This is a genomic window from Actinoalloteichus caeruleus DSM 43889, from assembly GCF_000429185.2.
GTDB classification, from domain to species: Bacteria; Actinomycetota; Actinomycetes; order Mycobacteriales; family Pseudonocardiaceae; genus Actinoalloteichus_B; species Actinoalloteichus_B caeruleus.
On sequence record NZ_AUBJ02000001.1, the window covers coordinates 5,586,612 to 5,605,835 of the forward strand.

General features: G+C 73.0%; 9 protein-coding genes and 1 tRNA gene. 7 read left to right on the forward strand and 3 right to left on the reverse strand.

The window, feature by feature from the left end; genetic code table 11:
• Positions 1 to 2 precede the first annotated feature (2 nt).
• From G443_RS22790 to G443_RS22820, 7 genes are all read left to right on the forward strand, one after another.
• The gene (locus G443_RS22790; protein ID WP_051314201.1) at positions 3 to 5,684 is read left to right on the forward strand and encodes a hypothetical protein; all 5,682 of its coding nucleotides are present in this window, start codon (positions 3 to 5) and stop codon (positions 5,682 to 5,684) included.
• Between the two features lie 197 nt (positions 5,685 to 5,881).
• Positions 5,882 to 6,391 carry a hypothetical protein gene (locus tag G443_RS22795; RefSeq protein WP_026419861.1) on the forward strand — a complete coding sequence of 170 codons (510 nt, stop codon included), beginning with the start codon at positions 5,882 to 5,884 and terminating at the stop codon, positions 6,389 to 6,391.
• A gap of 33 nt (positions 6,392 to 6,424) precedes the next feature.
• Positions 6,425 to 6,907 (forward strand): DUF421 domain-containing protein, encoded by a 483-nt coding sequence (locus G443_RS22800; RefSeq protein ID WP_026419862.1) that lies wholly within the window; start codon positions 6,425 to 6,427, stop codon positions 6,905 to 6,907.
• A 143-nt stretch (positions 6,908 to 7,050) separates the two neighbouring features.
• Positions 7,051 to 7,123 (forward strand) — tRNA-Asn (locus tag G443_RS22805).
• 668 nt (positions 7,124 to 7,791) lie between these two features.
• Positions 7,792 to 8,376: a TetR/AcrR family transcriptional regulator gene (locus G443_RS22810; protein ID WP_051314202.1), complete on the forward strand. Its 585-nt coding sequence runs from the start codon at positions 7,792 to 7,794 to the stop codon at positions 8,374 to 8,376.
• A gap of 79 nt (positions 8,377 to 8,455) precedes the next feature.
• Positions 8,456 to 9,397 (forward strand): SDR family NAD(P)-dependent oxidoreductase, encoded by a 942-nt coding sequence (locus G443_RS22815; protein WP_035292713.1) that lies wholly within the window; start codon positions 8,456 to 8,458, stop codon positions 9,395 to 9,397.
• A 507-nt stretch (positions 9,398 to 9,904) separates the two neighbouring features.
• On the forward strand, positions 9,905 to 13,558 hold the full coding sequence (locus tag G443_RS22820) for a S8 family serine peptidase (protein WP_155886219.1): 3,654 nt from the start codon (positions 9,905 to 9,907) through the stop codon (positions 13,556 to 13,558).
• Between the two features lie 368 nt (positions 13,559 to 13,926).
• Here G443_RS22820 and nrfD read toward each other — a convergent pair whose 3' ends face one another.
• The 3 genes from nrfD to fdh are packed head-to-tail and all read right to left on the reverse strand — an operon-like array spanning position 13,927 to position 19,186.
• Complete coding sequence (gene nrfD / locus G443_RS22825; RefSeq protein ID WP_026419865.1) at positions 13,927 to 14,961, reverse strand: NrfD/PsrC family molybdoenzyme membrane anchor subunit; 1,035 nt, start codon at positions 14,959 to 14,961, stop codon at positions 13,927 to 13,929.
• Positions 14,958 to 15,935, reverse strand: coding sequence for a 4Fe-4S dicluster domain-containing protein (locus tag G443_RS22830; protein ID WP_081715603.1), 978 nt, complete (start codon positions 15,933 to 15,935; stop codon positions 14,958 to 14,960). Before G443_RS22830 ends, nrfD begins: the two co-directional genes overlap by 4 nt.
• A 5-nt stretch (positions 15,936 to 15,940) precedes the next feature.
• Positions 15,941 to 19,186, reverse strand: coding sequence for a formate dehydrogenase (gene fdh / locus G443_RS22835; protein ID WP_035292716.1), 3,246 nt, complete (start codon positions 19,184 to 19,186; stop codon positions 15,941 to 15,943).
• Positions 19,187 to 19,224 lie beyond the last annotated feature (38 nt).

Here is a 19,224-nt window from a genome sequence, read left to right on the forward strand (position 1 = left end):
GGATGGCCGTGGGTGGTGACCGGGAGGGGACCGGCGAGCCGGCGTCCCCGCTCCTCGGGCCGGTGGCGTCCCGCGTCTACTCGGGACGGGACCGGGCGGAGGTGCTGGCGGCACTGCGCGCCCGGGCCCGGTCGGATGTCGGCCCGGCCCGGCTGGTGGTCCTCCGGGACGGAGACGAGGACGCCGCCGGTCGGTGGCTGGCGGGGGGAGGGCCGGCGCCGTGCCCGCCCGGGGTGGCCTACCGCGACGCTCCCCTGGCCGGGCAGGTCGCCTTCGTCTACACGAACGCCGCCGCCAGCTACGCCGGCATGGGGGAGGAGTTCGCCCTGGCCTTCCCCGAGGTCGTGGACTCGGCGTCCCGCCGGACCGGGATGCCCGTCGGTGACGTGGCCACCGGGGTGCCCGCCCGCATCCTGGGCGCGGGCCGGTTGGCGATCTGGCACACCGAGTTCTGCCTGACGCGGTGGGGCCTGCGGCCGGAGGCCGCCATCGGCTACTCCTCGGGTGAGGCCACCGCGCCCGTCGCGCTCGGTGCCTGGCGGGACTCGGCGGTGTTCACCGACACCGCGCGGGACTCCCTCTTCACGCGGGACCTCTCCGGTGAGTACCGGGCCGTCCGCCGCGCCTGGCGTCGCCAGGGGATCCCCGGTTCCCGCTGGTCCAGTTACCTCGTGCTGGCCTCCGCCGAGGCCGTGCGCGTCGCCCTCGCCGGCCGCCGGGCGGTGCACCTGCTCGCGGTGACCGCGCCGGACGTCTGCGTCGTCGGCGGTGAGAGCGAGGCCTGCGCCGAGGTGGTGCGCGGTATGGGCGGTGTCCACGCGATCCCGGTGGACTACCCGGTGGCGGCGCACGCGCCCGAGCTCGTCGAGGTCCGGGACCGGTGGTGGCGGCACCACCACCGGTCCACCACCGATCCCGGAGTCCGGTTCTACGGTGGCGCCGCGGCGGCTCCGGTGCCGGTGACGGCGGAGGGGTTCGCCGACGCGTTGACCGCGCAGGCCGTGGGAACGGTGCGTTTCGCCGAGGTGGTCGAGCGGGCGTGGGCCGACGGTGTGCGGTTCTTCCTGGAACAGGGGCCGGGTGCCCAGTGCACGGCATGGATCAGCCGGGTGCTGGCGGGACGGGACCACCTCGCGGTGGCCCTGGACGGGTCGCCGGGTCGCGCGGTGCGCCAGCTCGACCGGGTGGCCGCCGAGCTGCTCGCCGCCGGGCTCCGGCTGGCGCGGGGTGTCGTCGAGCCCGTGTCGGTGGGCGGCGGTGGCGGCGGACGGTCGGCACCCGCCGGGAGGGCGACCGGTCACGCCGAGGGCCGCGCCGACGGCCCCGTGGCACCCGAGGCAGGGCCGGAGGGGCCACCGGTCCGAGACGGTGCGGCCGTCCCGGTCGCGGTGGCGGACGCGGCCGGAACGATGCTGCCAGCGCCGTGGGTGCCCCCGGCCGCGAACTCGTCGCCGGTGGTGGGAGGGCCTGTCCACGGCGGGCCGCGCTCGCCGGCGGCTGGACCCGCGCCGATCACCGGGGCTGGCCTGTCGGCGCCCGCACCGGGAGCGACCCGGCGATCCGACGTGCCCGCCTCGCGCGCGTCGGTCGGGAGGACCACCGGGTCGTCGGCGGCGCCGAGGTCGGACTCGGAGGAGGTGTGGGACGCCGACCCGGACGCGCGACCGCTCGTGCTGGCGGCGGGGCTCCGCTCACGGCTGGTGGAGGCGCACCGGCGGCACCTCGCGGCTCTCACCGCCGCGCACCACGCGTTCCTGCGCGGTCGGGAGAGGGGGTTGTGGTCGGTGGTGCGACTGGCCGGGGCGTCAGCGACCCAGGGAGGGACGCTCGCCCCCGGAGGTGCGGTGGACCTCGGCGCGGCCGTGGGACACCTCACGGACCTGGTCCGCTCGGACAGCCCGGCACCCGAGCCGTGGGGCCAGCCCGTGGAGCGGGGTGCCCGTGGCGCGGTCGCGCCGTCGGGTCCCGTCACGCCGTCGGTCCCGCTGTTCGGCCGCGCCCAGTTGGAACGGATGGCCATCGAACCGCTGTCCCGCCACTTCGGTCCGCTCTTCGCCGCCCAGGACCGCTTCTCACGGTGGGTACGGCTGCCGAGCGGTCCGCTGTTGTTGGTGGACCGGGTCACCGGGCTCGACGGGGAGCCGGGCACGATGGGGCTGGGCTCGATCCGCACCGAGACCGACGTCCGACTGGACAGCTGGTGCCTCGACCCGGCCGGGCGGATGACCGCCGGGATGGTCATCGAGGCGGGCCAGGCCGACCTGCTGCTGATCAGCTGGCTGGGCGTCGACCTGCTCAACCGGGGCGAACGGGTCTACCGGCTGCTCGGTTGCGAGGTGACCTTCCACGGCCCGCTCCCGCGGCCGGGGGAGACGCTGCGCTACGACATCCACGTCGACCGGCACGCCGAACACGCCGGCACCCGGCTGTTCTTCTTCCACTACGACTGCCATGCCGGTGACGAACTGAGGGTGACGGTCCGCGAGGCGCGGGCCGGGTTCTTCACCGACGAGGAGCTCGCCGGGGTCGGCCCGACCCGGTGGGAGCCCGAGCGGCACCATCCCTCGGCCGTCAGGCCGGTGACCTGGCCGCTTCCGGTGTCCCCGGCCGGCCGGTTCGACCGGGACGCGGTGTTGGCGTGGGCGGAGGGGCGGCCCGTCGACTGCTTCGGCCCCGGCTGGGCGCTGGCGGCGGCGCACGTGCGGACGCCCAGGATCACCGACGCGCGGACCCTCCTGCTCGGCGAGGTCACCGAACTGGACCCCCACGGTGGGCCGTGGGGGGCGGGGTACCTGCGGGCGGAGACGCCGGTTCGGCCGGACGACTGGTTCTTCGACGGTCACTTCCCCCACGACCCGTGCATGGCCGGCAGCCTGATCCTGGAGGGCTGCCTCCAGGCGATGGCGTTCCACCTCACGGCGCTGGGGCTCACGCTCCGTCGGGACGGGTGGCGCTTCGAACCGGTGACGGGTCGCCCGGTGACCATGCGCTGCCGGGGTCAGGTCACCCCGGACAGCACGCGGCTGCGGTACGAGGTGTTCGTGTCGTCGGTGACCGGGGAACCCGAACCCGCGCTGATGGCCGACGTCGTGTGCTGGGTGGACGGCGTCATGGCGTTCCACGCCCGTGACCTCGCGCTGCGCCTGGTGCCGGACTGGCCCCTCGACCACTGGCGGCACCTGGGCCCACCTCGTGCCCAGACCACCGGCGCCCCGGTCCCCCTCGTGGACCTCGGCGGGCTGCGCGACCACCGGGACCCGGTGCCGCCGGCGCGGTGGGGGGAGTTGTCCTTCGGGTACGCCGCCCTGCTCACCGGCGCCTGGGGGCGTCCCTCGGAGGCGCTGGGGCCGGGCTTCGCGGCGCTGGACGCGCGCCGCACACCCCGTTTCCCGGGGCCGCCGTACAACTTCCTGAGCAGGGTGACCGAGTTCGCCGGCGACGCCGGCGACGTGCCCACCGGGCTCACCGTGGAGTACGACGCGCCCCACCGGGCGTGGTACTTCGAGCAGAACGGGTGCCCGACGATGCCGATGGCGGCGTTGATGGAGGTCGCCCTCCAGGGGTGCGGGGTCCTGGCCGTCCAGCTGGCCCGGCCCACGCTGGTCGGTTCGGTCGAGGTCTTCTTCCGGAACCTCGACGGCGAGGGCACGGTCGTCGGGGAGGTCCGGCCCGGTGACGTGGTGGCGACCACCATCGAGGTGACCAACCACTCGCGGGCCGGGGAGATCACCCTCCTGTCGTTCTCCTTCGCCTCCTCGGTGGAGGGACGAGCGGTGTTCACCGGCACGGCGGTCTTCGGGTTCTTCCCGGAGGACTCCTTCCAGCAGCAGCCCGGGTTGCCGGCCAGCCAACGGGACCGGGATCGGATGCTGCTCCCCGGGGACGCGGTCGTCCACCTCGCCGAGTGGAGCGACCGGCCCGGCGCGTTGCGGCTGGCCGGTCCGATGTTGCGCTCGCTCGACCGGGTGACGGGGTTCTGGCCGGAGGGCGGTTCGGCGGGCCTGGGACGGTTGCGCGCCGAGAAGGACATCGTCGCCGACGCCTGGTACTTCAAGGCCCACTTCTTCCAGGACCCCGTCCAACCGGGTTCGCTCGGGGTGGAGGCGATGTGCCAGTTGCTCCAGTACTACCTGCTGCGGACGGTGGAACCGGCGGTGACCAGTCCCCGGTTCGAACCGGTGCGGCTGGGCCACCGGGTGAACTGGCGCTACCGGGGGCAGGTCCTGCCGACCGACCGGGTCGTCACGGTGGAGATGGACGTGCTCGACGTCGGGGTGGACGAGCGCGGCGTGTACGCGACCGCCGAGGCCTGGTTGTGGGTGGACGGCCGCCGCATCTACCACGTGCGTGACCTCGGGATGCGCATCGTCGAGGGGGATCCCGGGGGTGGGTCGGCTGGCGGACCGGGGCCCGGAGGGGGTGCCCGGTCGGGCCGTGGCGCCGGTGCGCCGGCCGCGTCGGGCCTGGTTCGGACACCGCCGCGTCCCCCCTCCGCCGGGGTGGCCGCAGGTGTGGACGCCGCCGTCGCGGTCCGGGAGGAGGTCCTGGACCCGGCCACGGACGGGTGGCTGGACGACCACCGGCCCACCTGGGTGCTCCCGGCGTTGCCGATGATGTCCACCGTCGACCGGCTCGCCGGCGCGGTCGCCGAGCACACCGGTGAACGGGTGCTGTCCCTGCGTGGCGTGCAGCTCAGGAGGTGGACACCCGTCACGGGGCCGCTGCGGCTGCGGACCTCCGTCGCCCGAGGGCCCGACGGGTACTCCGCCGAGCTGGCCGTCTGGCGGGAGGCGAGGACGGCGGAGCTGTCCCGTTTCGAGCCGGTGGCGACGAGCACGGTCCGGGTGGGCGCCCGACCGGGTCCACCGCCCGAGCCGTTCGCGCCGTTGGTGGACGCCGTCGCGCAACCCAACCCCTACGAGTCCGGGGCGCTCTTCCACGGCCCCAGCTTCCACTACCTGCGGTCGCTGTCCCTCGGTTCCACCGGCGCCTCGGCGGTGGTGGACCCGACGGCCGGATCGGTACCACGGGGCCACCTGCACCAGGGCGTGCTGGACACCCTGCCCCAGGCCATCCCGCACCAGGAGCTGTGGCGGTGGGCGCCCGAGGTCAGCCGCTCGGCGGTCTGCTTCCCCCATCGGGTGGAGTCCCTCGACCTGTTCGGGGAGGTGCCGGACGTGGGCCGGCTGGGGCTGGAGGTGCGGTTCGTGGGGTTCCCGGCCGGCCCGGCGCTGCCCACCTTCGACATCCAGCTCACCGGTGCGGACGGCGCCGTGCTGGTCGCCGTCCGCATGGTCGACGTGCTGGTGGAGACGGGGCTCCCCCCGGAGTCGCCGTTGCGCGACCGGCGCGCCTTCCTGCACCTGCGCCGCTACGCCGGCGGGCTCGGGTTGTCGCGCACCGACGGGGAGGCGACCGTGCTGTCGGCGGTCGACGTGGACGCGGCGGACCTCCTGCCGGGCACGGTGGCCGGGCTCTACGGGCTTCCACCGGACCTGCGCGGACCGGCGCGGCTGGTCCGTGTGGCGGTGAAGGACCACCTCGCCCGGCGGCTGCGGGTGCACCCCTCGGAGGTGGTGGTCGCGGAGGACAACCGTTCCTGCTGGTCGGCGGGGGCGCCCGAGCGGTGCCACCGGGTGGGGGTGTGCCTGGACGGTGATCGGGTGGAGGTCCGTGACGCCTGACCGCCGTGGTGTCCTGCGCGGGGGCCGGCGGCCCGGCCTGGTCGCTCCGCCGCCCCAGCCCGGCGTGGCTGGCCGGCCGAGGGTCGCGCCGTCACCTCTGGGGGTGAAGTTCGCCGCCGGGAGGTGCTTCCCAGGGGCGGCAGGGGTATCCGCGCCTGGACGCGGTCTGTCGACCCGGCGAGGGGCGGGGAGGTGTGGTGGGCGCGGGCGAGGACTCTCCTCCCAACTGGCCGGTGAACCACCGGTCGGGGTCCCTGCGCTGGGAGAAACTCGCCCAGAACGGTGGCTGGCTGGTGATGGGCGTCATCGTCCTGGTGGGCCTCCTCGGCGGCTGGGGAGGAGGGCCGCTGAGCGACGCGACCGCGCGGGACGTCGGCAGCGGCCTGGCCATCGAGTACGACCGCTTCAGCCGGGCGACGGGGCAGAACGACCTGCGGCTCCGGGTTCCGGTGCCGAACGGGGCCGAGACGGTCGCGGTGCTCGTGTCGGCCTCGTACCTGTCCGACAACCAGGTCGAGTCATTGGATCCGGAGCCCTCGGAGGTCACGGCGTCCGAGGGGTCGGTCCGGTTCGACTTCCTCGTCGGGGAGGGAGCGGAGGTCGGCGTCACCTTCGACCTCGCTCCGCAGGGGGCGGGCGCCCGGTCCGGATGGGTGAGCGTCCCGGGTGGGGACCGCGTCGAGTTCTGGCAGTTCGTCTACCCGTGAGCCCCTGGTCGGGCACATCCGGAGGAGGGAACCGTGCACTCAGTCCTCGCCACCACCGCCGTGTACCTCGGCATCCTGGTGTTGCTCCGCCTCACCGGCAAGCGCACCCTGGCCCAGGTCAGCACCCTCGACCTGATCCTGCTGCTCATCATCAGCGAGGCGACCCAGCAGGCGCTCATCGGGGATGACTTCTCGATCACGACCGCCCTGCTGGTGATCACGACGTTGATGTTCGTCGACCGCACGGCCGACTACCTGCGGTGGCGGTTCCGGCCGGTGGACCGCGTGCTCCAGGGGGCTCCCCTCGTCCTGGTCGACCACGGGAAGCCCGTCGACAGGCACCTGGCAGCCCAGCACATCACCGTCGACGACATCCTCACGGCGGCGCGGGAACGCCAGGGCGTGCACGGCCTGCACCAGATCCGGTACGCGGTGCTGGAGACCTCCGGTGCCATCAGCATCATCCCGACACCCGAGGCGGCCAGCGGGCCGGCGGGGCGTGGGCGCTGCGACTGACGGGCTCCGGCACCCGACTGTGCCCGTCGTGCCTGGTCGCGCGCTGGGTAGGCGCTGGGTAGGGGGGTGCGTTCCTCGGGGTTTCCGGGGTGCGCTAAGGTATTCACCAGTCGGGCACCGAGTCCGACGACAACAGAAGACGGTCCTCCGTAGCTCAATTGGCAGAGCATTCGGCTGTTAACCGAAGGGTTGTTGGTTCGAGTCCAACCGGAGGAGCAGTACCCCAGGTCGCGGCCTGGGGTTTTTTCGTGTGGGATCGCTGTGGGGAGTCCGGGGTCGGGGCGGAACACGTTCGACGCTCCACGCCCGGTCGCGCTCCCCGCGGGGAGGCCCGCGCTCCCAGTGGTGGTCCTGCCCGGAGGGTGGGTCGTAGGACTCCGACCAGTAGTCGGTGACGTGGTGGATCAGGCCGGCCTCGGACAACCTCGAGCCAGATGCGGGCGTCCATCCTTCGCCCCCATGCGCACGCCAGCCATACGGCGACGGGTGGCTGTGCCCCGCGACGATGCGGCGCGTCCGCGGGTGCCAGTCACCGGTGCGGTCCCGCCGAACTGGCGGAACGCGGGCTCCTCCCGGATCCGTTCGCGCATCCGAGGCATCCCGTGGACGCCGTCCTCGCCGAGCAGGTCGACGCTCCACGCCCGGTCCCGTCCTTCGATGCTGTCCACGGAGGCGGTCGCGGTGTACCGGGATCTCTCCGTCCGGTCCTTCCCGCGCGGGGCTGGCGCCCCGGTACCGACAGGAGGTGCCGGTCCGGGGCAGCGGTCCCTGGGCCGGCCGCCGCGGCCTCCAGGTCCTGGCTCCCACCAGCCCCGGGTGCCCTCCGGTCCGGTGGGGGCTCGGTGTTGGTCGAACCCCGGCGGGCGCGGACTACCGTCGGCGCCATGAGCGAGCAGTCCTTCTCGGTGCATCCCGGGCCGTTGCGGGCGGACGCGGCCCGCAACCGCGACCGGATCCTGGATGCCGCGCGCGAGCTGGTCCGGGAGGGGGATGGCGGTCTTCCGCTCAACGTCGTCGCCCGGCGGGCCGGGGTTGGGGTGGGGACCGTCTACCGGCACTTCCCCACCAGCGGGGCGCTGCTGGAGTCGCTGGTGGCGGGGTCGCTGGACGCGCTGGTGGAGTCGGCGCGGGCGGCGGTGTCCATGGCCGACCCGGCGGCGGCGCTGGTGGCGTTCCTCGAGGGCGTGCTGCGCGGGCAGTTGGCCGACGAGGGGCTCCGGTTGGTGTTGACCCGTCCCGCGTTCGCCTGCGTGGAGACCGGGGAGCGGGTGCGGGAGCTGTTGGCGGCGCTGGCGGCGCTGTTGGAGCGGGCGATCCGGGCTGGCGTGGTGCGGCCGGAGATCACTCCCGACGACGTGCGCCGTCTGCTGATCGGTACGCAGGAGGCGGTACGCGCGGGCACCGAGGTCGACGACCGCGCCGGGCTGTACCTGGGCATCCTGGTCGCGGGACTACGACCCGAGAACTGATGGGGTCATCCGAATAGATAGACCTATCCGTTTGTGCGGTAGCGTGGGAACGTGACGTCCCTCTACCCGAGGAGAACCCATGCTTCCCTCGTCCCCGCGCCGGAGCCCCCGGGACATCCCGAACCTGCGTGGTCGCACCGCCGTCGTGACCGGAGCCACCAGCGGACTTGGCCATGTCATGGCCCGGGTGCTCGCCGAGCGCGGAGCCCACGTGGTCCTCGCCGTCCGGGACCTCGCCCGGGGGCGAGCGGCGAGCGCGGAACTGGTGGGTGACACCGAGGTGAGGCAGCTCGACCTCGGTGACCTCGCCTCGGTGCGTTCCTTCGCCGCCGCTCTGGCCGCCGACCACCACGGGGTGGACCTGCTCGTCAACAACGCGGGAGTCGGCTTCGCCGGTGCGCCGCCCACGGTCGAGGGTTTCGAGGGGGCGCTGGGGGTGAACCACCTCGGCCACTTCGTGCTCACCGGGCTGCTGATGCCGGTGCTGGAGCGGGGGAGCGGATCGAGGGTGCTCACGGTGGCCTCCGACTTCGCCCGGTACGGCCGGCTCGACCCGGACCGGCTGGACACCCACCTCTCCCCAGCCCGCGCCTACGCGCGCTCCAAACTGGCCAACGTCCTCTTCGGCGCCGAACTCGACCGGTTGCTGCGTGACGGCGGCTCCCCGGTGCGCAGCGTGCTGGCCCATCCGGGGATGACCCGCACTCCCATCCACGGCCGGGTGACCTCGGTGGTGGCGCGACTGGCGTTCGCCACGCCCGCCCAGCTGTTCGGCAGGAGCGTGGAGGAGGGTGCGCGGCCCCTGCTCCACGCGGCGGTGGGGCCGGAGCCCGAACCCGACGTCATGACGGGCCCCGGAGCGGGCCGGCGACCGCCCTCCGCGACACCCCTCACCGGTCGTCTCGCGGACCGCGAGCTGGCGGCGCGGCTGTGGGCGGCCTCGGAACGTCTCACCGGCGTCAGCTACCCGAGGGCCGTCGCCGCGCCGGACCGGGGCGCCGGGCGGCGGGACGACCGGTGAGGGCGGGGCCGGCGGTACGGCGCACCCCGGTCCGCGGGTGCCGCCGCTCCAGTTCCGCTCGTCGGAACGAGGGCTTCCCGGCCCCGGTGGCGGCCGCCGGTCCGTTGTCGTCGAGGTTGGTGAATCACCGACCCGGGGATTCGGGATCCGCTGCTCCCTGGTGACCGTTCGCGTTGGCCGCTCCGTCGGTAACGAGGTGAACAGCCGTCGTTCGGGTGAAAGAATGTCGTTGAGTTCACTATCGGTCGTCCATTTCGGCCTGGATTTCGCCGTTCCGATCCGGCGTTCCTGGCGGTCGCCCTCACATGGGCGTACGCGCCGGGCAGGTCAACGAACTTAAACAGTTTATGTGGCGGAAACAATTCGTTCTCGTCGGCGGCGACGAATTCGCTCCGTTGGGCTGAATGGCTTCTTGTGGCGTCGTCGGATTCGTCGGTTAGCTCGAAGGGACCACAGGCCCGGCTCCGAATTCCCGAAGCCGGGCGCCGTCCTGTTCGAGGAGGGTTGGTGTCCCACAGACGTAGTCCCGCCAGCCGGGAACGCAACTCCGTCAGAACGTCCCGAGGCCGAGCCGGTACCGCCGTCACGGCGTTGACCGCGATCACGGCAGCGCTCGTCGTGCCCCCGGCCGCCTCGGCCCAGGATGACGCCGCCGGCGACGTCCTCTCCGTCGATTCCGCCGTCACCCGTGCCCTGGATGCCAAGGGCAGCTCCGACGTCTGGCTCGTCCTGGAGGACCGGGCCGACCTCAGCGCCGCCGCCGAGACCACCGGCTGGGTGGAACGGGGCGAGGCGGTCGTGTCGGCCCTGCGCGACCACGCGGCCCGAACCCAGAAGCAGGTGATCGGGCATCTGACCGAGGCCGATGCCGAGTTCAGCTCCTTCTGGATCTCCAACCGCGTCCTGGTCCGCGACGCCACCCGGGAGTTGCTGACCGGGCTCGACCGGTCCTCCGGTGTCTCACGGGTCACCCTGCCCGTCACCCTCGACGCGCCGGAACCGGTGGAGGAACGGCCAGCCCGGGTGTCGGTGGACGCCCTGGAGTGGGGGGTCGCCGAGATCAACGCCGACGCCGTGTGGAGCGACTACGGCGTCCGGGGTGAGGGCATCACCGTCGGCAGCATCGACACCGGGGCCCAGTACGACCACCCCGCCCTCGTGGACAGCTACCGGGGCAATCTGGGATCCGGCTTCGACCACGACCACAACTGGTTCGACCCGGCCTCGGTCTGCGGCAGCCCTTCCCCCGCCCCCTGCGACAACAACAGCCACGGCACCCACGTCACCGGCACCATGACCGGTGACGACGGTGGGGACAACCAGATCGGCGTCGCGCCCGGTGCCCAGTGGATCGCGGCGAAGGGCTGCGAGGCCAACGGGTGCACCGACGCCTCGCTGTTGGCCTCCGGGCAGTGGATGCTCGCCCCCACCGACCTGGCCGGTGAGAACCCGCGTGCCGACCTGCGCCCCCACGTGGTGAACAACTCCTGGGGCGCCTCCAACGGGCCGATCATCGACCCCTGGTACGACGACGTGGTCGCCGCCTGGAACGCCTCCGGAATCTTCGGGCTGTTCTCCAACGGCAACTCCGGGCCCAGCTGCGACACGGCAGGGTCGCCAGCCGACTCCCGGTACTCCTACGGCGTCGGCGCCTACGGGTCCACCGGGTCGATCGCCAGCTTCTCCAGCCGGGGACCCGGGTTCGACGGTGAGATCCGACCGCACATCTCCGCCCCCGGCGTGAGCGTCCGGTCGGCCACCCCCAACAGCTCCTACGGGCTCAAGAGCGGCACCTCGATGGCCGCGCCGCACGTCGCCGGTGCCGTCGCGCTGCTGTGGTCCTCGGCGCCCAGCCTCGTCGGGGACGTCGAGTCCACCCGGGACCTGCTCAACGGCAGCGCCATCGCGGTGGACGACACCAGCTGCGGTGGGACTCCGGAGAACAACAACGTCTGGGGCCACGGCAAGCTCGACGTGCTCGCGGCGGTCGGCGCGGCGCCCCGCGGCGACACCGGGGTCCTCGCCGGCAGCGTCACCAACTCCGCCACCGGGGACCCGGTGGCCGGGGCCCGCGTCTCGCTGGCCGGCCCGCTGGAGCGCGCCACCTCCGCCGACGCGGAGGGCCGGTTCTCCGCGACGGTGTCGGTCGGGGAGTACGAGGTCACCGTGTCGGCCTTCGGCTACGGCGAGTCCACCAGCACCGCCACGGTCTCGCTCGACGAGACCACGTCCCTGGAGTTCGAACTCGACCCCGTGCCGACGCGGTCGCTGGTGGGTGAGGTGACCGACGCCAGGGGCGCACCGCTGCCCGGTGCGACGGTCGTGTTCGACGACCACGTCCTGCCCGCCGTCACCACCGACGACGAGGGCGGTTACGCCTTCGACGCGGTGCCCGAGGGCAGCTACGCCCTCACCGCGGCCGGCTCCGCCTGCGTCGAACCGGTGACCCGCGAGACCGTCGTCTCCGGTTTCACCAGGGTGCTGAACTTCCGGCTGCCCGACGTCACCGACGAGTACGGGCACTCCTGCCGGGTCGGCCAGGGCGACTACACCGAGGGCGAGACCAGGTTGGCGCTGACCGGCGACGACCGTTCGGAGACCGTCGACCTGCCCTTCGACTTCGACTTCTACGGCGAGACCTACGGCAGCGCGGCCGTCTCCACCAACGGCTTCCTCGCCTTCGAGGGCCCGGCGACGGCGTTCCTGAACGGGGCGCTGCCCAGCGCCTCGGCGCCGAACGCCGCCGTCTACCCGTTCTGGGACGACCTGAATGCCGACGCGAACTCCGGCATCTACACCCGGACGGCCGGGGAGGCCCCGAACAGGACCTTCCTCGTGGAGTGGCGCGAACTCACGTTCTTCGGCAGCGGCTCCCGGCGGGTGGACTTCGGGGTGACGCTCCACGAGGGCGGTGACATCGTCTTCGACTACCGCGACCTGGGCGAGGACGACGCCATCGAGCGGGGCGCCTCCGCGACGGTCGGCATCGAGAACGCCTCGGGGACCGTCGCCCTCCAGTTCTCCCACAACGCGGCCAGCCTGCGGTCAGGCAGCTCGATCACCTTCAGCCTGCCCGACAGCGGGTTCGTGACCGGTGCCGTCGTCGACGGCAACGACGGCGGGCCGGTGGCCGGGGCGCTGGTCGAGTTCCTCCAGCGCGGTGAGGTCGTGTCGACCACACGCACCGGGGACGACGGCACGTACCGCAGGCAGCTGCCCCTCGGCTACTACACGGTGGCGGTCAGCAAGGAGAACTACGTCGCGACCACCGGCACCGCCTACGTGGGCGAGTCCGGGGAACGGGTCAGCCACGACGCGACGCTGCGCACCAGCCGGGGCGCCACCAGCGTCGACCGGCTGGAGTGGCTGCTGCCCGGGGACACCACCCGGGAGGCCGAGATCACCGTGACCAACGTCGGCACCGAGCTGCTGACCTGGGAACTCACGCCCGACCCCGAGGCGGGCCCCGCCTCCAGGGCCATCGGGGTGCCCTGGCTGTCCCACGAGCTCACCAGTGGACAGCTGCGGCCCGGCCGGGCGGTCACCCTCGGGTTGGAGGTCGACACCGGCGGGCTCGCCCCTGGTGTCCACGAGGGGGTGGTGGCCTTCCGGACCAACGGTGGCCGGCAGGCGGTGCTGCGGGTGCCGGTGCGGCTCGTCGTGTCCGCGCACTGGCAGGCGGTGAACCCCGCCGGTGCCGCGCACACCGACTCGACCGGCATCGAGTGGGTCGCCGACCAGGCGTACCAGACGGGCTCCTTCGGGTATCTCGGTGACGACGTCACGACCGCCGAGGTCGACGAGTCGGTCGACATCCGGGACACCCGGGAGGACGCGGTCTACCGGAGTCAACTCGTGGGGCTGGAGGGCTACCGCTTCGACGCGCTGCCGGCCGGGACCTACGAACTGACGCTCGGTTTCGCCGAACTCGACCGGTCCCCCCGCCTCGACTGGCGTCGTTTCGACGTCCAGCTCAACGGGCGGTACGTGCTCGTCGGCCACGACATCGCCGAAGCGGTCGGGGGACTGCGTGCCGACGAGCACACCACCACGGTCACCGTGGAGGAGGGCGGGTCGGTGGACCTGCGTTTCCTCGCCCGGCGGGGTTACGAGCCGCCGGTGCTCAACGCCGTCCAGCTGGTGCACCGACCTGACCTGTGAGCCGGTGGAGGTGACGTCGTCCGAGTCCCGGACGGCGGGGTGCGTGGGCGTCGGGGGAGACCCGGCGCCCCCTCCTCGCGTACCGCTCCCCGTCGCGGGTGAGTCCCGCCGTGCTCGGCCGAGGGCGACGGGGCGACGGGGCGACGGGGACGGCGTTCCTGGTGCGCGGGTCCGGTGCCGAGGCCCGTTCGGCCCCGTTCGGCCCGTTCGGCCAGTCCCTCCCGCCGTCCTGAGGGGGCGGGTACCGAGGACCAACCCACCGCTGCCCGGGGCCGGGGCGGCACACCAGCGGACCACGATGGACACCGGCACGACTCCACCGCCGACTGCCGCCTCCCCGCACCGCGAGGGCGAGGTGGCATGTCGGATCAGGCGACGTTCTCCTCCGCGGCCCGCGCCGCGCGTTCCCGCACCCGCGCTCGCTGCGGTTCGACCGTGTACTTCGGATCGCGCGCCGACTCCATCCCGGCGTGGAACACGCCGAACCGGGTGCAGGCCGATCCGACGAGCAGCGCGGCGCCGCACACGCCCGCCGCCACCCGGCTCCGGCGGCCGAGGAGCGCGCCGCCGACCGCACCGGCCACGGTCAACGCCTTCGCCGCCTTCATCAACCGGCCGCCCCACCCGGTGCGGTAGGGCTCGGCGACCATGCCCATCCGCCGTTCCATGCGCGCGGTGGCGGCGAGCTCGCCCGCCGCCGCGAGGACCGCCGCGCGGCGGGCCGGCCCGGTCTGGGCGGTCGGCGCGGCGATCATCGACGCACCCGAGGCGGCCAGCGCGGCCGAGGAGACGAAGACGAACGGGAGTTCGCGGTGGCCCTCATGCCAGGCGGGGACGGCGGTGTCGGCGGCCAGCGCGGCCGTGTAGGCGGCCACCAGCGGTCCCAGCACGGCCGCCGTCGCCGTCGCGGTCGCCCCGATCCTGGGGAACCAGCCGGTGAGGTCCGTGATCGCGGCCGCTCCGGCCGCCGGACCGTAGGCGGCCAGCAGCCAGGAGCCGACGCTCATCGGCGAGGTGATCTTGAAGACGCGGAGCATGTTCAGGAAGCGGGCGGGGCGCCCCAGGTCGTGCACCAGGGCCACGACCGACCCGGACACCGCGCCGAGCGCCACGAGCTTGGCCGGCCTGGCCAGACCGGGCCGGTTCGTCCAGTGCCCGCCGGCGGCGAGGACCGACGACCCCCCTGCCAGGCCGCCGAGGAAGAAGTACCCGGCGATGTCGGTGGCCGCCCAGCGGGGCGGGTTCAGCACGGGCAGCCCGTAGTAGGAGTCCGGGCTGTACTCGGGAGCCGCGGTCCGCTGCCCCCGGGGCCGCCACCGCTGTTCCCCGGTGCCCCCGACGCGGGCCTCCCGCCCGGGGTGCGCCCCCCTGATGCCGTCCCTGGTGACGTCCGACGTGCTCATGACCGCCTCCCGACGAACATCGCGGCCAGTCCACCGAGCATGGTCGCGGCGGCCACGCCCACGTGCGCCCACATCCGGGGCAGGTCCCTGGTCGTCACCACCGGGTCGGGGGGCAGCCCGTACACCTCGGGTTCGTCCAGCAGCAGGAAGAACGCACCGTCCCCGCCGACGCCGTCCTCCGGGTCGTGGCCGTACAGCCGGGCCGAACCGACGCCGTCACCGTGCAGTTGTTCCACCCGGGCGGCCGCCCGCTCGCGCAGCTCGTCCAGTTCCCCGAACTGGATGGAGTCAGTCGGGCAGGCCTTGGCGCAGGCGGGCTCCATGCCCACGCCGACCCGGTCATAGCACAGGGTGCACTTCCAGGCGCGGCCGTCGTCCGGTCGCTGGTCGATGACCCCGTAGGGGCAGGCCGGCACGCAGTAGCCGCAGCCGTTGCAGATGTCCTCCTGCACGACGACGGTGCCGAACTCGGTGCGGAACAGCGAACCGGTCGGGCAGACGTCGAGGCACGCGGCGTGGGTGCAGTGCTTGCACACGTCGGACGCCATCAACCATCGCAGGTCGGTGTCGCCCGCCGATCCGCCGTCGCCTCCCCGGCCGGGCTGTTCGGGGACCAGCGGCGCCGGCCACCCGCCCTGTTCGGGGACGGTGACGCCCTGGGCGGCGGCGGCCAGCGCGTCCACACCCCGGTGCGACTCGTCGGGCGGGGGCCCCACCAGGGGTTTGCGCTGTTCGACGAACGCGACGTGCCGCCAGCTGTCCGCTCCCAGCCGGCCGGTGTTGTCGAAGGACATGCCCGTCAGCTCCAGGCCGTCCTCCGGGATCGCGTTCCACTCCTTGCAGGCCACCTCGCAGGCCTTGCACCCGATGCACACCGAGGTGTCGGTGAAGAAGCCGTAGCGCGGGGGTGCGTCGCGGTGGCCGGCGGAGGCCGCGACGTGCGGGTCCGGTCCGGAGAACTGGTTGGTCGGCACGGCGCTCAGGCCTCCGTTCCGGTGGTTTCGGTGACGCCCGCTCGCCGCCGGTAGTCCTCCACGTAGCGGCGCAGCGCGGCGCCGCGGGGACGTCGCCCGGGGCGGATGTCCGCCGTCCAGGCCTTGACCTCCTGGATGTGGGCGTTGGGGTCGAGGGTGATGGAGGACAGCTCGTTGGCGGAGTCGCCGGTGGTGTAGCCGTTGGGACCCCAGTGGTAGGGCATCCCGATCTGGTGGACGGTCCGGCCCTGCACGAACAGGGGCGTCATCCGGTCGGTGACCACCACCCTGGCCTCGATGGCGTTGCGGGCCGTCACGATGGTGGCCCACCCGTGGTGTTCCAGCCCGCGTTCCTCGGCCAACTCCGGTGAGACCTCGCAGAAGAACTCGGGTTGGAGTTCGGCCAGGTAGGGCTGCCACCGCGTCATGCCGCCCGCGGTGAAGTGCTCGGTGAGCCGGTAGGTGGTGACCACGTACGGGTACACCTCGGCGCCCGGCTCGTCCCCGCTGGGCTGGTAGCGGTTGTCCTCCCGGGAGTTGGCCAGCCGCACCGGGTTGCGCTGCTGCGGGTACAGCAGGTTCGGGAACGGGGACTCCTGGGGCTCGTAGTGGGTGGGCAGCGGCCCGTCCACCAGGCCCGCCGGCGTGTACAGCCAGCCCTTGCCGTCGGCCTGCATGATGAACGGGTCGACCCCGGAGATCGCCTCCACACCGCGCGCCTCGGGGGCCGGCCGGTAGGAGGGGGGACGGTCGGCGATGAAGTCGATGCTGTCGTGGCCGGTCCAGCGGCCCGCCTCCTCGTCCCACCACACCAGGGCCTTGCGTTCGCTCCACGGCCGGCCCTCCGGGTCCGCCGACGCCCTGCTGTACAGGGTGCGGCGGTTCTGCGGCCACGCCCACCCCCACTCCGAGCCCGTCCAGTTCTGCTCGCGGTGCGGTCGCCGGCGGGCGGCCTGGTTGACCCCGTCCTGGTAGACCCCGCAGTAGATCCAGCAGCCGCACGAGGTGGAGCCGTCGTCCCTGATGTCGTCGTAGCCCGACAGCGGCCGCCCCTCGGCGTCCCAGCCGTTGATCTCGGCCAGGACCGCCTCGGCGTTGGGGTCACCCAGCGTGCCTTCCAGTGGGTAGTCCCAGGTCAGGTCCAGGATGGGGCGGTCCATCGGCTCGGTGGAGCCGGCGAGCCGTTCCCGGATGCGCCGCCCGAGGTGGTAGATGAACCACATGTCGCTGCGGGCCTCGCCGTCGGGTTCCTTCGCCTGGTGCTTCCACTGCAACAGCCGGTTGGTGTTGGTGAAACTGCCGGACTTCTCGATGTGCGCCGCCGCGGGGAAGAAGAACACCTCGGTGCCGATCTCGGTGCTGCGCAGCTCGCCGGTCTCGATCTCGGGCCCGTCCTGCCACCACGTCGCGCTCTCGATGAGGGAGAAGTCCCGCACCACCAACCAGTCCAGGTTGGCCATGCCCAGCCGCTGCATGCGGGAGTTCGCCGAGCCCACCGCCGGGTTCTCGCCGAGCAGGAAGTAGCCACGGCAGATGCCGTCCCGCTGGGCCATCACCGTGTCGTAGGTGCTGTGCCCGCCGGTCAACCGGGGCAGGTAGTCGAAGCAGTAGTCGTTCTCCTCGGTGGCCGCCGGCCCCCACCAGGCCTTGAGCAGACTGACCACGTAGGCCCGCATGTTCGCCCAGTAGCCCTTGTCGGCGGCGTCGGAGGAGATGAAGTGGTTTAGGTCCTCGTGCAGGTGGGCGTGGGGCATCGGGATGTAGCCGGGCAGCAGGTCGAAGAGGGTCGGGATGTCGCTGGAACCCTGGATGCTGGCGTGTCCCCGCAGCGCCAGGATGCCCCCGCCGGGGCGACCGATGTTGCCCAGCAGCAGCTGGAGGATCGAGGCCGCGCGGATGTACTGGGCGCCGACGCTGTGCTGGGTCCAGCCCACGGCGTAGGCGAACGCCGTGGTGCGGTCGCGTCCCGAGTTGCTGGTGATCTCCTCGCAGACCCGCAGGAACTTCTCCCGGGGGATCCCGCACACCTGTTCCACCATCTCCGGGGTGTAGCGGGCGTAGTGCCGACGCAGGACCTGGAAGACGCAGCGCGGGTGTTGGAGGGTCTCGTCGCGGAGCGGTTCCCCGTGCAGGGCGGGACCGCCGAAGCCGTGCGACTCGGGGTGACCGGAGGACTGCATGTCCCGCCCGGGGTGCCGTGGCTCGTCGACGCTACGCTTGCCCGCCGCCGAGGCGACGCGCACTCCCTCGTACTGCCAGGAGTCGACGTCGTAGGTGCCGTCCTCGCGGTCGAACCCGCCGAAGAGGCCGTCGAGGTCCTCGGTGTCCTGGAAGTCCTCGTGGACCAGCATCGCCGCGTTCGTGTAGTTGACCACGTAGTCGTGGAAGTACTTCCCGGTGCTCAGGACGTGGTTGATGATGCCGCCGAGGAAGGCGATGTCCGTGCCGGCGCGGATCGGGACGTAGAGGTCGGCCAGCGCGCTGGTCCGGCTGAACCGGGGGTCGACGTGGATGACGGTGGCGCCCCGGGCCTTGGCCTCCATGACCCACTGGAACCCCACCGGGTGGGCCTCGGCGAAGTTCGACCCCTCGATGATGATGCAGTCGGAGTGCTGGAGGTCCTGCAGGTAGGTGGTGCCGCCACCCCGCCCGAAGGAGGTGCCCAGGCCGGCGACGGTGGAGCTGTGGCACACCCTGGCCTGGTTCTCCACCTGGACGATGCCCAGGGCGGTGAACAGCTTCTTGATGAGGTAGTTCTCCTCGTTGTCCAGCGTCGCCCCGCCGAGGCTGGCGATGCCGAGGGTGCGTCGGGTGCGGGACCCGTCCACCTCCTCCTGCCAGTTCTCCCGTCGTGTCCTGATCACCCGCTCGGCCACCATGTCCATGGCCGTCTCCAGGTCGAGCGGTTCCCACTCGGTGCCGTACGGCCTGCGGTACAGCACTTCGTGCCGCCGTGAGGACCCCGTGGTCAGCTGGAGGCTCGCCGAGCCCTTGGGGCAGAGCCGGCCCCGGCTGACCGGTGAGTCCGGGTCCCCCTCGATATGGGTGACCCGTCCGTCCTGGACGTAGACGTTCTGGCCGCAGCCGACCGCGCAGTAGGGGCAGATCGACTTGGACACCTTGTCCGCCGTCGCCACCCTGGGTCGTAGGGACTCGGTTTCGCGGGACACGGCGGCCGCGCCGCGTCCCAGGCGGTCGGGGCCCGTGAGCTGCCGGAACACCGGCCAGTCGAGCCAGCGGGGAGTCGCCACCGGGACCTCCTCGGATACGGCCCCCCGTGGGGCCGTGG